This window comes from Burkholderia sp. Ap-955 (assembly GCF_011753045.1).
Classification (GTDB): Bacteria; Pseudomonadota; Gammaproteobacteria; order Burkholderiales; family Burkholderiaceae; genus Burkholderia; species Burkholderia lata_D.
In genome coordinates this window covers 31,103-45,236 of sequence record NZ_VWWH01000063.1, presented here as the reverse complement: position 1 = coordinate 45,236, position 14,134 = coordinate 31,103, and the positions used below count along the sequence as shown (strand labels likewise).

The following is a 14,134-nucleotide window of genomic DNA, read 5'->3' as shown; positions in this document are numbered from 1 at the left end:
CGCGGCGGCGCGGGTGGCCGGGGTGGCCGATGCCGGCGTGTCGGCGGGCGTGGACGCGGGGGCCGACGCCAGCGACCACGAGATCGTGCGCGCGTCGCCGTCGAGCGCGACCTTCGTCGCACCGGCCACCGGCGTGCTCTCGTAGGTGCGCGAGAAGCGCTCGACCGCGAGCAGGCCGAGCGCGTTCGACGTCGTGGTCTGCCAGGCGCCCTGGCGCTGCAACGCGAGCAGGCCGGCCGTCACGCGCGGCATCTCGTCCTTCCACGCCGGGTCGCCCGCGAATTCCAGCGCGAGACGCGCCGCGTTGGTCTCGTTGCTGGTCATCAGCCACCACAGGTCGTCGTCGCGTGCGGTCGAGAACACGAGTTGCGTGCCCTGGTACGTCAGGCGTGCCCGCAGGATCTGTTCGACCTGCGCGCGTTTCTCGTCGCGTTGCGGGATGTCCTTCACGCGCGTCAGGATCGCGTGATAGTCGATCACCGCGGAAGTCGGCCACTGGTTCGGCGCGATCTCGATCGAGCCGAGCATGCGGCCCTGCGCGGCGCCGTAGCGCGACAGCGCCTCGATTGCGGCGAGCTTGCGCAGGTCGCGATCCTGGCGCGGCGCCCACGTGTTGCGCTCGAGGCGGCCGTCGACGAAACGGGCGAGCCCGGCCTCGAGCTGCGTGCGCAGGTCTTCCGGCAGCGCGAAGCGCGGGTCGAGACGGCTCGCCTCGTCGGACACCACGAGCAGGTACGACGACAGCGTCGCGCTGCCGGCATGCGAATCGTCGGACGACGGCGGGAAGTAGCTCGCGAGCCCGTCGCTGTCGAGATAGACGGGCATGCGTGCGATCAGCGCCTGCCATTGCGCGGGGTCCCGCAGGCCGATCGCGCGCGACGTCTGCTGTTCGAGGCAGCGGTACGGATAGCGCTCGAACCAGCGTTTCACGCCGGGCAGCCCGTCGGCGAGCTTCGACTGCAGCGACACGGCGATGCCGCCGCGCGGCAGGCCTTGCGCGTTGTTCGCCGCGCCGGCCGGGGAGGCGATCGGCACCGTCAGCGTGCCGTCGACTTGCGCGAGGGTCGCCTGCTGGACCGTGACCGGGAGCGCGGGCACGACCTTCTGCGCGACCGCCAGCGCGTCGGACGCGCGCTTGCCGCCTTGTTCGGCCGCTTCGATGCGCCAGTTCAGCGCACCGGCCGCGTCGAGCGCCTGCTCGGGCACGGTGATCGTCCACGCGACCTCGGTGGCCGTGTTGGCCGCGAGCGAGACGGTTTGCGGCGCGACGTCGAGGCCCGTCACGCGCGGCGTCACGACGACCTGCATCGCGCGGTCGGTCGTGTTGCGCAGCGTGACCTGCGCACGGAACGCGTCGCCTTCGCGCACGAGCGGCGGCAGGCCGGAGATCAGCTGCAGATCCTGCGTGCTGCGGATCGACGTGCTGCCGGTGCCGAAGCGGTCGGGGCCGACCGCCGCGATCGCGACGATCCGGAAGCGCGTGAGCGCGTCGTTCAGCGGCACCTCGACGGTCGCGCTGCCATTGGCATCCAGCGTCACGCGCGGATTCCACAGCAGCAGCGTGTCGAACAGCTCGCGCGTCGGCGCGCTGCCGCCACCGCCGCCGGCGGGCACGGCCTTGCGGCCGAAGTGTCGGCGGCCCACGATTTCCATCTGTGCCGTGGATGTCTCGACGCCGTACGCGCGTCGCCGCAGCATCGCGTCGAGCAGGTCCCAGCTGTTGTTCGGCATCAGTTCGAGCAGCGCTTCATCGACGGCCGCGACCGCGATCTGCGTGCCGGCCGGCGCGGGCTGGCCGTTCGGCAGCGTGACCTTCACGTGCGCCTGCGCCTTGCTGCGCACCGTGTAGCGCGTCGCGTCCGTCGTCACGGTCACGCCGAGTCGATGCACGCCCGTGCCGACCTTGATCTCGCCGAGGCCGTAGCGGAACGCGGGCTTCGACAGGTCGACGAACGCGGTCGGCGCTTCATAGTGGCGGCCTTCGCGCCAGAACGCGCGCGCCCATTCGACCGGTGCCTTCCAGCCCCACGTGAAGAACGAGTACCACGGCACTTCGCGAATCCGGCCGCGCAGCGCGAGCACCGACACGTAGACGTTCGGCCCCCACGATTCGCCGACCTTCAGGTCGACCGTCGGGTTCTTGCCGTTCAGCTCGACGATGTGCGTTTCCATCACGCCGCCGCGTTCGACCGCGACCAGCGCGGTCGCGTAGCGGAACGGCATGCGTACCTGGAAGCGGGCGGTTTCGCCCGGTTCGTACGCGGTTTTCTCGGGGATCACGTCGATCCGGTCGGTGTTGTCGCCGCCGAACCAGAGTTCGTCCTCGCGCGTGACCCACACCGACGTCGATGCGTTCGACGTGCGGCCGTCGCCGTCCTTGGCGACCGCGATCAGCTGCACGTTGCCGGCCTGTTCGAGCGTCGCGTCGCAGGCCATGCGGCCCTTGTCGTCGGTCTTGCCCGAGCACAGCACGCCGAGGTCGCGCGTGTCGCTCTTGTTGTCGTACGCATAGAAGCCGCCGACCATCCGCTTGCGCGACGACGTCGTGATGCGCGCGATGCCCTTGATCTCGATCGGCACCGACGCGCGCGGCTTGCCTTGCAGGTCGACCGCCAGTGCCTGCACGGGCACGCGCTGGCCGACCGATACCCAGCGGCCCGCCTTGATGCCGGCCACCACCGCGGCCGGCCACAGGATCGTGTCGCCGCGAATCGTCTGCACTTCGCCGTTCGGGTCGGCGAACGTCGCTTCGAGCGCGATGCGCTTCGGTGCGTCGACGTCGGGCAGGCCCTTGAGCGTGACCGAGCCCGCGCCGTTTCGGTCGAGTGTCAGCGGCAGCTTGTCGGCGATCAGCTTCGTCGCGTCGGGATCGTTGTTCGACGCCGACGCGTTGTCGCCGTCCTGCGAATCGTCGTCGGCATTGCCGTCGCTCCGGTCGGGGCGGTACGGCGTGAAGCTGAAATCCTCGAAGCGATCCGCGAACGGCGGCGAGGTCCACTTCATCAGTGCCGACACCTGCACCGGCAGGTTCGATGCGCCGCCGCCCGACACGTAGTCGATCTGCACCGCGAGCGGCGCTTCCTTCACGGCGACGAGCGGGCTCTTCTGCGCGTCGCGCGCGCCGATCGACCCCTTCAGCACCGGCAGGCGGAACGCCTCGACGCGGAAGCTGCCGCTGTAATAGGTGGCGGTCGGTGCGTCTTCCGGGCCGCCTTCGAGTTCGACGCTGTATTCGCCGAGCTTCGCGGCGGCCGGCAGCGTGAACTGCGTGTCCGCGCTGTGGTCGGCTGCCCACGTGAGCGGCAGCTTGTAGGTCTGGCCCGTGCCGAGATGGCGGATCGTCACGCGCGTCGGGTATTGCGACGGGAACGCGAGGCTCTGCAGCGTCTCGGCGCGGATGAAATGCTTCATCGACACGGTTTCGCCGGCGCGCAGCAGCGTGCGGTCGAAGACCGTATGCGCGCGCACGGTTCGTGCGCTGTCCGTGTCGGTCGGCACGTTGAAGCGCCACGATTCGATCCCGCGGTTCCAGCCCGAGCTGACGAACGCCATGTCGGGGCCCGTCTTCGGATCGTTCACGCGGGCCGACACGAAGTAGTCGTCGAAGCGTTGCTCCGAATCGGACGAACTGCATGCGCGCTTCGATTCGAACGCGCCGTCGATCTTCAGCAGGCCCTGCGCATCGGTCTTGCCGGATGCGATCTCGTCGCCGTTGCAGTCCGACACGCGGATCTGCGCGTTCGGCACGGGCTTGCCCTTGTCGAGCGTCGTGACCCACACGAGGTTGTTCTCGCGGCCCTGTTTCAGGTGCACGCCGAGGTTGGTGACGAGCACCGTGGTGCGCACGTACATGCTCGACGGCTTCGCGAGCAGCGAGCGGCCGAGCGCGGGCGACGCGAGTTCGAGCACATAGAAGCCGGGCTTGTCGATCGGCACGCCGACGACCTCGAACGGGCGCAGCGCCTTCGGGTCCGCCTTCGGCAGCGTCAGCGCCTGCACGCCGGGCTGGCCCTTGAGCAGCGTCAGCGAGCGCACGTCGATGCGGCGATCCTTCGGCGCGGGCGCCTTTTCGCCGGCTTCGCGCGGCACGTAAACAGGATGCTGGCCCTTGCGTTCGAGCAGGCCGGGAATCTGGCTGTCGATCGAGCCGGCCGTCATCGACCAGTTGTCGAAGCGGTCGACGGTGCGCATCCACTGGCGGATCGCGGTGTCGTCGTCGACCTTCAGGTTCGAAAACTGCGCGCCCTGGGTGTTGAGGCCGTCGATATGCAGGTCGGCCTCGACGTTGCGCAGCGTGACGGGCACGAGCGCGGGCGAATCGGGTTCGGCGAAGCGCTCGACGATCCCGAAGGTGCCCGACGAGAATTTCGCGAGCGGCGGCATCGGCGCGGTGCGCGTCGCGAGCGGGAACAGGTCGGCGTTGGACAGCGAACGGTCGGTCACGTCGCGCAGGCCCGACGGCAATTCGATCGTCAGGGCGGCCTGTTCGGGCAGCGGCGGGTTGAACGTGACGGTGGTGACTTCCTCGCTCTTGTCGTCGGCCGCGAAGGTCGGCGCGAGCGAACCGTCAGGGCCGCGCAGCTTGATCGCCTCGGCGTTCTTGCGCGAGATCGGTGCGTTGAACGACAGCGTGAGCGGGCGCAGCGGCGTGCAGGGCGCCTTCGCGTTCTCGCGTTCGCACGAGAAGCTCGCGGCGAACGGCGCCCGCACGGTGAAGTCGAAGCGCCGTTCCGTTTCGTTCGGGATCCCGCTCGGGCTCGTGACGCCCTTGCCGTATACGAGCTGCATCTTCGCGCTCGCCGGCAGTGCCTGGGCGCACGACAGCGTCAGCACGCGCGCGGCATCCTTCTTCAGGCCGAAGTGATCGAGCAGTGCGTTGCGTGCATCGTCGTCGGCGGCCGTGACGGGAATGCGGTTGCCGATGCCGGCTGCTTCGCACCAGATGTTCGCGAGCGCCGAGCGCGGTTCGGCCGGGCCGTTCAGCTTCAGCACGAACACCTGCCGTTCCTCGATCTCGCGCGAGCCGGGACGGACGTTCACCGGGAACGGACCGCCCGTCTGGAACGTGAAGCGGCGCGGGCCGCTGGCCGCGTTGCCGGCGACCGAGCGCAACGTGTCGTTGAGCGCGACCGAGCAGCGCACGCCGGGCGGCAGGTCGTTTTCGAAATCGTAAACCCAGGTCTTGTCGTCGAGCCAGTGACCCTGGCCGCGCGCGGCCGTGGAATCGTTGCAGGTGACGCGTGCGGGATTCGGCGCGGAGGCCGAGCCGAACGCGACCATCGGTTCGTCGAACTTGACGACGGTTTGCCGGACCTCGGTGACGGTGCCTTGCGGCGACACGCTCACCGTGCGCGCCGCACCCGCATGCAGCGACAGCGCGGTGGCGCCGCCGAGCGCCGCGACGGCGCCGATGCGCCAGAGCAGCCGGGTGGTGTGGTTGGTTCGTTTTGCTTTGTTCTGTTTGTCGTGCTGCTTCATCGCTCGATTGCCCTCGGAGGGAAGCTTTCTGTTTGATTGCACGCGATTCTAACCGACCGACCTGCGTGCGCATTGCGCTGCACAGTGTGTCGTCGGCGTGCGACACTGGTGTGCGTGCCGCAGATTTGTCGCGTCAACGACACAAAAATGCAGCGAAATGTCGATTGTCTCGGATTGCGGAACATTTAATGGACTATAAAAAGATTGTTCGATCCGATTTGTGCGCGTACATTTCAGGTCCGCGCCAATGTTTGAGAAATATCAAGCGTGGTTTTCCCGAATCCGGTGTTCGAGAGAAGGAAACATGCACAACGACAACACTCCCCACTCGCGTCGCACGGGCGACGCAGCCGTAACAGGCATCACACGGCGTCAATGGCTGCAGGGCGCACTGGCGCTGACGGCAGCGGGCCTCACGGGCTCGCTGGCGTTGCGGGCCCTGGCCGACGATCCCGGCACCGCGCCGCTCGACACGTTCATGACGCTCTCCGAAGCAGTGACAGGCAAGAAGGGGCTGAGCCGCGTGCTCGGCCAGCGCTTCCTGCAGGCCTTGCAGAAGGGTTCGTTCAAGACGGCCGACGGCCTGCCGCAACTCGCCGGCGCACTCGCGTCCGGTTCGCTGAATCCTGACCAGGAAGCACTCGCGCTGAAGATTCTTGAAGCGTGGTATCTCGGCATTGTCGACAACGTCGTGATTACCTACGAAGAAGCATTAATGTTCAGCGCCGTATCCGATACGCTCGTGATCCCGTCGTATTGCCCCAACAAACCCGGCTTCTGGGCCGAAAAACCGATCGAGAGGCAAGCCTGATGGCCGATACCGATACGCAAAAGGCCGACGTCGTCGTCGTCGGGTCGGGTGTCGCCGGCGCGATCGTTGCACACCAGCTCGCGATGGCGGGTAAATCCGTGATCCTGCTGGAAGCCGGCCCGCGCATGCCGCGCTGGGAAATCGTCGAGCGCTTCCGCAACCAGGTCGACAAGACCGATTTCATGGCGCCGTACCCGTCGAGCGCGTGGGCGCCGCATCCGGAATACGGCCCGCCGAACGACTACCTGATCCTGAAGGGCGAGCACAAGTTCAACTCGCAGTACATCCGCGCGGTGGGCGGCACGACGTGGCACTGGGCCGCGTCGGCGTGGCGCTTCATCCCGAACGACTTCAAGATGAAGACCGTGTACGGCGTCGGCCGTGACTGGCCGATCCAGTACGACGACATCGAGCATTACTACCAGCGCGCCGAAGAGGAACTCGGCGTGTGGGGCCCGGGCCCCGAGGAAGACCTGTACTCGCCGCGCAAGCAGCCGTACCCGATGCCGCCGCTGCCGTTGTCGTTCAACGAGCAGACGATCAAGAGCGCGCTCAACGGCTATGACCCGAAGTTCCACGTGGTGACCGAGCCGGTCGCGCGCAACAGCCGCCCGTACGACGGGCGGCCGACTTGTTGCGGGAACAACAACTGCATGCCGATCTGCCCGATCGGCGCGATGTACAACGGCATCGTCCACGTCGAGAAAGCCGAGCAGGCAGGCGCGAAGCTGATCGACAGCGCGGTTGTCTACAAGCTCGAGACCGGGCCGGACAAGCGCATCACCGCCGCGGTCTACAAGGACAAGACGGGCGCCGACCATCGCGTCGAAGGCAAGTACTTCGTGATCGCCGCGAACGGCATCGAGACGCCAAAGATCCTGCTGATGTCCGCGAACCGCGATTTCCCGAACGGTGTCGCGAACAGCTCGGACATGGTCGGCCGCAACCTGATGGACCACCCGGGCACCGGCGTGTCGTTCTACGCGAACGAGAAGCTGTGGCCGGGCCGCGGCCCGCAGGAGATGACGTCGCTGATCGGTTTCCGTGACGGCCCGTTCCGCGCGACCGAAGCCGCGAAGAAGATCCACCTGTCGAACATGTCGCGCATCAACCAGGAAACGCAGAAGATCTTCAAGAGCGGCAAGCTGATAAAGCCCGACGAGCTCGACGCGCAGATCCGCGACCGTTCCGCCCGCTACGTGCAGTTCGACTGCTTCCACGAGATCCTGCCGCAACCCGAGAACCGCATCGTGCCGAGCAAGACGGCCACCGACGCGGTCGGCATCCCGCGCCCCGAGATCACGTACGCGATCGACGACTACGTGAAGCGCGGCGCCGTGCACACGCGCGAGGTCTACGCGACGGCCGCGAAGGTGCTGGGCGGTACCGAAGTCGTCTTCAACGACGAGTTCGCGCCGAACAACCACATCACGGGCGCGACGATCATGGGCGCGGATGCACGCGACTCGGTCGTCGACAAGGACTGCCGCACGTTCGACCATCCGAACCTGTTCATCTCGAGCAGCTCGACGATGCCGACCGTCGGTACGGTGAACGTGACGCTGACGATCGCGGCGCTTGCGCTGCGGATGTCGGACACGCTGAAGAAGGAAGTCTGACCGTGCGGAAATCTACTCTCACCTTCCTCCTCGCCGGCTGCCTCGCGCTGCCGGGTCTCGTACGCGCGGCCGATGCGGCCGATCCGGCGCTGGTCAAGCGCGGTGAATATCTCGCGGTCGCGGGCGACTGCATGGCGTGCCACACCGCGAAGGGCGGCAAGCCGTTCGCGGGCGGTCTCGGCATGCCGGTCCCGATGCTCGGCAAGATCTACACGAGCAACATCACGCCCGATCCCGAGACGGGCATCGGCAACTGGTCGGCCGAGGACTTCGAGCGCGCGGTGCGCCACGGGGTGTCGAAGAACGGCGACAACCTGTATCCGGCGATGCCGTACGTGTCGTACGCGAAGATCAACGACGACGACGTGAAGGCGCTGTACGCGTACTTCATGCACGGCGTCGAGCCGGTCAAGCAGGCGCCGCCGAAGAACGAGATCCCCGCGTTGCTGAGCATGCGCTGGCCGCTGAAGATCTGGAACTGGCTGTTCCTGAAGGACGGTGTATACCAGCCGAAGCCGGCGCAGAGCGCCGAGTGGAACCGCGGCGCGTATCTGGTCCAGGGTCTTGCTCACTGCAGCACGTGCCACACGCCGCGCGGCATCGCGATGCAGGAGAAGTCGCTCGACGAGACGGGCGGCAGCTTCCTGTCGGGCTCGGTGCTCGCGGGCTGGGACGGCTACAACATCACGTCCGACGCCAACGCGGGGATCGGCGGCTGGACGCAGCAGCAGCTCGTCCAGTACCTGCGCACCGGCAGCGTGCCGGGCCTCGCGCAGGCGGCCGGCCCGATGGCCGAGGCGATCGAGCACAGCTTCTCGAAGATGACGGAAGCCGACATCGGCGCGATCTCGACGTACATTCGCACGGTGCCGGCCGTCGCCAGCGGCGATGCGAAGCAGTCGCGCGCGTCGTGGGGCAAGCCGTCCGACGACGGCGAGAAGCTTCGCGGCGTGCCGCTGGCAACGTCGGGCATCGATCCGGCGCGGCTCTATCTCGGCAACTGCGCGACCTGCCACCAGATGCAGGGCAAGGGCACGCCGGACGGCTATTACCCGCCGCTGTTCCACAACTCGACGGTCGGCGCATCGAATCCGACCAACCTCGTGCAGGTGATCCTGAACGGCGTGCAGCGCAAGGCCGGCAGCGAGGACGTCGGGATGCCGGCATTCCGCCACGAGCTGTCGGATGCGCAGATCGCCGCGCTGTCGAACTACCTGACCGGGCAGTTCGGCAATCCGGCCGCGAAGGTGACCGAGCAGGACGTCGCGAAGCTGCGCTGATGCGGCACGTGACGAAGCAGGGCGATAACTGACAAGAGGAGGAGCACAGCACATCGGGTTGTTGCCCGATGCCGGTTGTTGCAGAGCGGGGCGGGCGGCGCAGGCGGCCGCCCGTCCTGGTTCATTCGCAATCCGGTGCGCCGGGGCGGTTCCCGCCACGCGCATCGTTTTCGTTGATCGATACCATGACACCGAATCAACCGTTTCTCGCGTCCCAGCGCGATGTGCTGCTGCTGCTTGCCCGGATCCTGCTCGTGATCCTGTTCATCATGTTCGGCTGGAAGAAGATCGTCGATTTCCCCGGGACCATCGCGTTCATGGGTTCCGAAGGCGCGCCCGCGCCGATCATCTCCGCCGCGATCTCCGTCGTGATGGAGCTGTTCGTCGGGATCGCGATCCTGGTCGGTTTCCAGACGCGGGCGCTCGCGCTTCTGCTGGCGCTCTATACGATCGGCACTGGCATCATCGGCCACCACTACTGGACGATGACGGGCGGCGAGCAGATCAACAACATGATTCATTTCTACAAGAACATCGCGATCGCCGGCGGCCTGCTCGCGCTTTGCGCGGCGGGCCCTGGTCGCTTTTCGATCGATCGCGGATAAACGGACCCGGGGCGCGCGCATGGGGCACGCGCTGGAAGGTCGAGACTCCGAGGGGGGCATCATTTTGCGACTCAAATATTTCGCATGGCTGATCGCGGCTGCCACACCGGCGGCCGCTTTTGCACAGACGAGCGTCACGCTGTACGGCCGCGTCGACGGCGGCATCGAATACCTGAACCACATCGCGAAGCCGAATGGCGGCAGCGGGACCCGCTGGAGCGCCGAAAGCGGCGACTGGGGCACCAGCATGTTCGGGCTGAAAGGCATCGAGGATCTCGGCGGCGGGCTGTCGACGGTCTTCAACCTGGAAACCGCGTTCCAGGTGATGAACGGCCAGACGGGCGGCGGCCGCATGTGGTCGCGTCGCGCGTACGTCGGACTGAAGAGCAACACGTGGGGCCAGCTGCAGGCCGGCCGCAACCTGTTCATCGACAGCGACGGCGTGTGGGAATTCGACCCGTTCGTGCAGCAGGCGTTTTCGTCCGCATCGCTCGTGCGCGGCCGTAACTGGCAGCAGACCAGCAACAACATCGAATATCACAGCCCGGTGATCGGCGGCTTCGACGTGCAGGCGCAATACGCGTTCGGCAACCAGTCGCGCGGCTTCAACTACGGCGCGGCCGACGATTTCGGCCGCTCGGACGGGATCATGATCTCGTACCACTCGCCGTTGCTCGACGTGCGTGGCATCTACGACGAACTGCGCGACAACAACGGCAAGTTCAGCAACATCTTCACCGCGTCGCGCGAGTATTTCGTCGGCGCGAACGTGAAGGTGTCGAAGTTCAAGATCCAGGGCGCATATACGCACTACCAGGCGCCGGACAGCCCGGCAGGTGTGGCCGATCGCGCCGATCACTACTGGCTCGGCGCGACTTACACCGCGACGCCGCAATGGGCCGTGACGGGCGGCGGGTACTACGTGAAGGTGGGTGACGGCGGCGGCGATGCGTCGCACGATCCGTCGGGGCACGCGATGATGTACGTGCTCGGCACGACGTACAACCTGTCGAAGCGCACGTTCCTTTATGGCACGGTCGCGTATGTGCGAAACGGCGGCAACTCGAATTTCTCGCTGCTCGCGACGCCGCGCGACGCGACGTCGGGGACGAGCCCGATGACGGGTGAGTCGCAGACGGGTGCGTATGTGGGGATGATGCATACGTTCTGAAGGTAGGCAACGCCAGATACGCAAAAGGCACGGGTGATTGAACCCGTGCCTTTTGCGTTTACAGCGCTTGCGAAGCGTTCTGGCAAGCATGCCGATGTCGGGCGGAGGAATCAGAGGCATCGTATCGGCCGCGGCAGTTCTCACGTACCCAACCGCACGTTGCTCGACTATCCATTGGCCCGCAGAGGGCGCATGGCTTGCGCGAGCATTGCGTTGCGGGGAGTTCGCGCTCGATGGATTCACGGTTTCTGACGTTTATGGACTAGAGGCTTCGAGGTAAACGGCGGTTATTCGATTTATCGCTATCTGGCTGGCCCGAGCTACGGTGGGCGCTGTCGTTAGCGAATGCCGTGGCCCACGGGCTGCGTGCCGGTACCGCCTGACGGCATCGATTTGCGCGAAAGCATGACGTAAGCCACATCCGAGTTCGTTTTGATATGATGAATTCCGGTTCGGCCAGATGTGGTTTGAATCGTGTCTATGCCGAAGGCCTCTGTAGGGGCCAGAAAAAATTCTGGGCCGTTTCCTATTGCGAAGAGATACCAATCTGCCGCCCGGCGATGCTCGGCGGCCGTTTTTGTTACTACACGGTACGGGGTAGTTTGATGGTTTCCGATCTCCTGAACAAGGCGCTGCGCACGCAATACGTGCAACACGGACGCATTGTCCGCCTCGATACGCCGCTTGGCGAAGACTGGCTGGTCCCGCTCTATGTCCGTGGGCGTGCTTGCCTCGGGCGAGACTTCGAATTCACGATCGACGCAACGTCGACGCGACTCGAAACGATTCAGGCGAAGGCACTGATCCGGCAATCCGTGACGCTGTGGATTCGGCAGACGGACGGCAGCGAAATGCCGATTCACGGTTATGTGACTGCGTTCAGTCGCTTGGGCGGGGACGGAGCCAACACCTATTACCAGCTCCGATTCAATTCGTTCCTCGCGCTGCTGCGGCTCGGCAGCGACCGGCGCGACTGGATCGAGACTCCTGCGCAACAAACCGTGTCCGATGTGCTTGGGAAGTATCCGCAGGCGGCCGGTAACTTTACGTGGCAACTGCGTCAGGCATTGCGCTCGTATTCGCAGCGGATGCAATGGGAATCCGACTGGAACTACGTCCACCGTACATTTGAAGAACTCGGCCTTTTTCCGCGTTTCGATATCGCGCAGGACGGCAAGTCGCACAAGGTCGTCATCATGGACGATCTTTTCTCGGTTCCCGAGTTGAAGCAAAAGACCATTTTGTTTAGCCGCTCAGTGCAGAACGAAGAATTCGATGGTCTTAGCGAGTGGATCGATTCGCAGGAAATCCAGTCGGCCGAACTCGACACAGGTACGTTCGACTACAAGCGTCCGGATCTTTCGAAGCACGTCACGATGCCTGCGTTCGATCTTGACGATGTACCGGGGCTGGGTGAGCAGTACGAATACACCGGGTCGCATACGTGGTCCGATCGCGACATGGGCGAGGCTCAGGCAAACGTTGTCACCGAGGAATGGCGCTCACGCGCGCAACGCTTCTACGGCGTGGGCGCATTGCGTTGCGCATGGCCTGGCTGCTATGGGGTGCTGACCGGGCACCCGGTGCATGACGCACAACCGGATCAGGATCGCGAAATGGCGATTCTCTCGGTGAACTGGCTCATCCAGAATAACGTGCCGGGACTCGAGAACCTGATGCGTTTTCGCAGGAGCCTGCGCGCTGAAGTCGAGCAAGCGCGCGCGAGCGGTGCGGGTTCGTCCGTGCGCCATGACGACGGCGGCGTTGGATTCTTCCACGTCGAAATCGAAGCGCAACGGCGCCGCGTCGCGTTTCGTAGTCCGTTCGAACACAAGAAGCCGATCATGCAGCTTCAGACGGGCATCGTCGGCGGTCCCGAGGACGAAGAGATTTATACGGATGCGATGCTGCGTGCGAAGGTGCGGCTGACGTCCAATCGACTCAATGACGGCGACCAGAACGTGTCGGCGTGGATACGTGCGGCGATGCCCGATGCGGGCCGAAAGCGCGGCGGCATGTTTCCACTGCGCAAGAACGACGAAGTCTTGATCGGCTTCATCAACGGTGATTGCGATCGTCCCGTGATCCTGTCCAGAATGCACGGCGGCGAAAGCATGCCCGAATGGCACACGCACGGGCTGACCTCTGGCTTGTTGTCGCGCGAATACGGCGGCGAAGGCTACAACCAACTGATGATGGACGACGCCAGCGGGCAGAACCGTGTGCACTTGTACTCGACGAGCTATAGCTCCCATCTGCACCTGGGCTATCTGATCCAGCATTCGAGCAACACGCGCGGCGCGTTCATCGGGCAGGGCTTTGACCTCAAGTCATTGGGCTACGGTGCGGTGCGGGCCGAACAAGGGCTCTACGTTTCGACGCAACCCGCCGCGACGCAACCGATGAGCGCGACGGCGGCAACCGAACAACTGACCCGCGCCGAGGCGACGCTGGAAACAACATCAAAGGCGAGCCAGACGAATCGGGCGCAAAGCCAGCAAGACGGCCACAACGCGCTGAAGACCTTCACCGACGCGACGCAACACCCGGTGGCAGGCACAACCAAGGGCGGTCGCACGGCAGGCGGCGGCACGGGCAACGCGAACGGCTTCGCGAAGCCGATCATGCTGCTGTCGAGCCCCGAGGGCATTGCCGCATCGACGCAAGGATCGGCGCACATCACAGCAAACCAGCAGGCCAATGTGGTCGCCGGCGAGAACATCAACCTCGCAGCCGGCCGTGCGTTGCTTGCCAGCGTACTGGAACAAATCAGCCTGTTTGCGGAAAAACTCGGAGTGAAAATTTACGCGGCGAGTGGTCCGATCGACCTTCAGGCACAGAACGATTCGATGAGCTTGGCTGCATCGCAGGATGTGAAGATTACGGCGGGCAAGAAGATGTACCTGTCGGCCGACGAAATCTGGATTGGCGCGAACGGTTCGTATATCAAATTGACGGCGAACATGATCGAAAACGCAACGTCAGGCCAGATTGTGGAAAAGTGTGCGGATTGGGAAAAGGCCGGCGCGGCAAGCGGTACGCTGAAAAATCCGCTGCATTCGTCGCCGGTATCGGTCGATGGCGGGCGTTTCACCCTGTTCTCCGGTTGAATCGCGCAGCCGGTATCGTATCAACATAAAAAATTCTGAAAACCGAATCCGAGTCGGGAA

Annotated in this window: 7 protein-coding genes; 6 read left to right on the top strand and 1 reads right to left on the bottom strand. The window is 65.2% G+C overall.

Features of this window, described 5'->3' with window-relative positions:
* A partial coding sequence (locus tag F3J15_RS26625) for an MG2 domain-containing protein (protein WP_166894971.1) occupies positions 1 to 5,478 on the bottom strand: 5,478 nt, incomplete at its 3' end.
* Positions 5,479 to 5,782: 304 nt separating this feature from the next.
* Between F3J15_RS26625 and F3J15_RS26620 the strand changes: the two genes are divergently transcribed.
* From F3J15_RS26620 to F3J15_RS26595, 6 genes are all read left to right on the top strand, one after another.
* Positions 5,783 to 6,289: a sugar dehydrogenase complex small subunit gene (locus tag F3J15_RS26620; RefSeq protein ID WP_089485575.1), complete on the top strand. Its 507-nt coding sequence runs from the start codon at positions 5,783 to 5,785 to the stop codon at positions 6,287 to 6,289.
* Positions 6,289 to 7,908 carry a GMC family oxidoreductase gene (locus F3J15_RS26615; RefSeq protein WP_089447857.1) on the top strand — a complete coding sequence of 540 codons (1,620 nt, stop codon included), beginning with the start codon at positions 6,289 to 6,291 and terminating at the stop codon, positions 7,906 to 7,908. Before F3J15_RS26620 ends, F3J15_RS26615 begins: the two co-directional genes overlap by 1 nt.
* Positions 7,909 to 7,910: 2 nt before the next feature.
* A complete protein-coding gene (locus tag F3J15_RS26610) occupies positions 7,911 to 9,188 on the top strand; it encodes a cytochrome c (protein ID WP_089447856.1) in 1,278 nt (425 codons plus the stop codon).
* A 185-nt stretch (positions 9,189 to 9,373) separates the two neighbouring features.
* On the top strand, positions 9,374 to 9,793 hold the full coding sequence (locus tag F3J15_RS26605; RefSeq protein ID WP_046548032.1) for a DoxX family protein: 420 nt from the start codon (positions 9,374 to 9,376) through the stop codon (positions 9,791 to 9,793).
* A gap of 64 nt (positions 9,794 to 9,857) precedes the next feature.
* Positions 9,858 to 10,964 (top strand): porin, encoded by a 1,107-nt coding sequence (locus F3J15_RS26600; RefSeq protein WP_089447855.1) that lies wholly within the window; start codon positions 9,858 to 9,860, stop codon positions 10,962 to 10,964.
* Positions 10,965 to 11,569: 605 nt separating this feature from the next.
* Entirely contained in the window at positions 11,570 to 14,074 is a 2,505-nt protein-coding gene (locus F3J15_RS26595; RefSeq protein WP_166894973.1) for a type VI secretion system Vgr family protein, read from the top strand.
* The last annotated feature ends 60 nt before the right edge of the window (positions 14,075 to 14,134 follow it).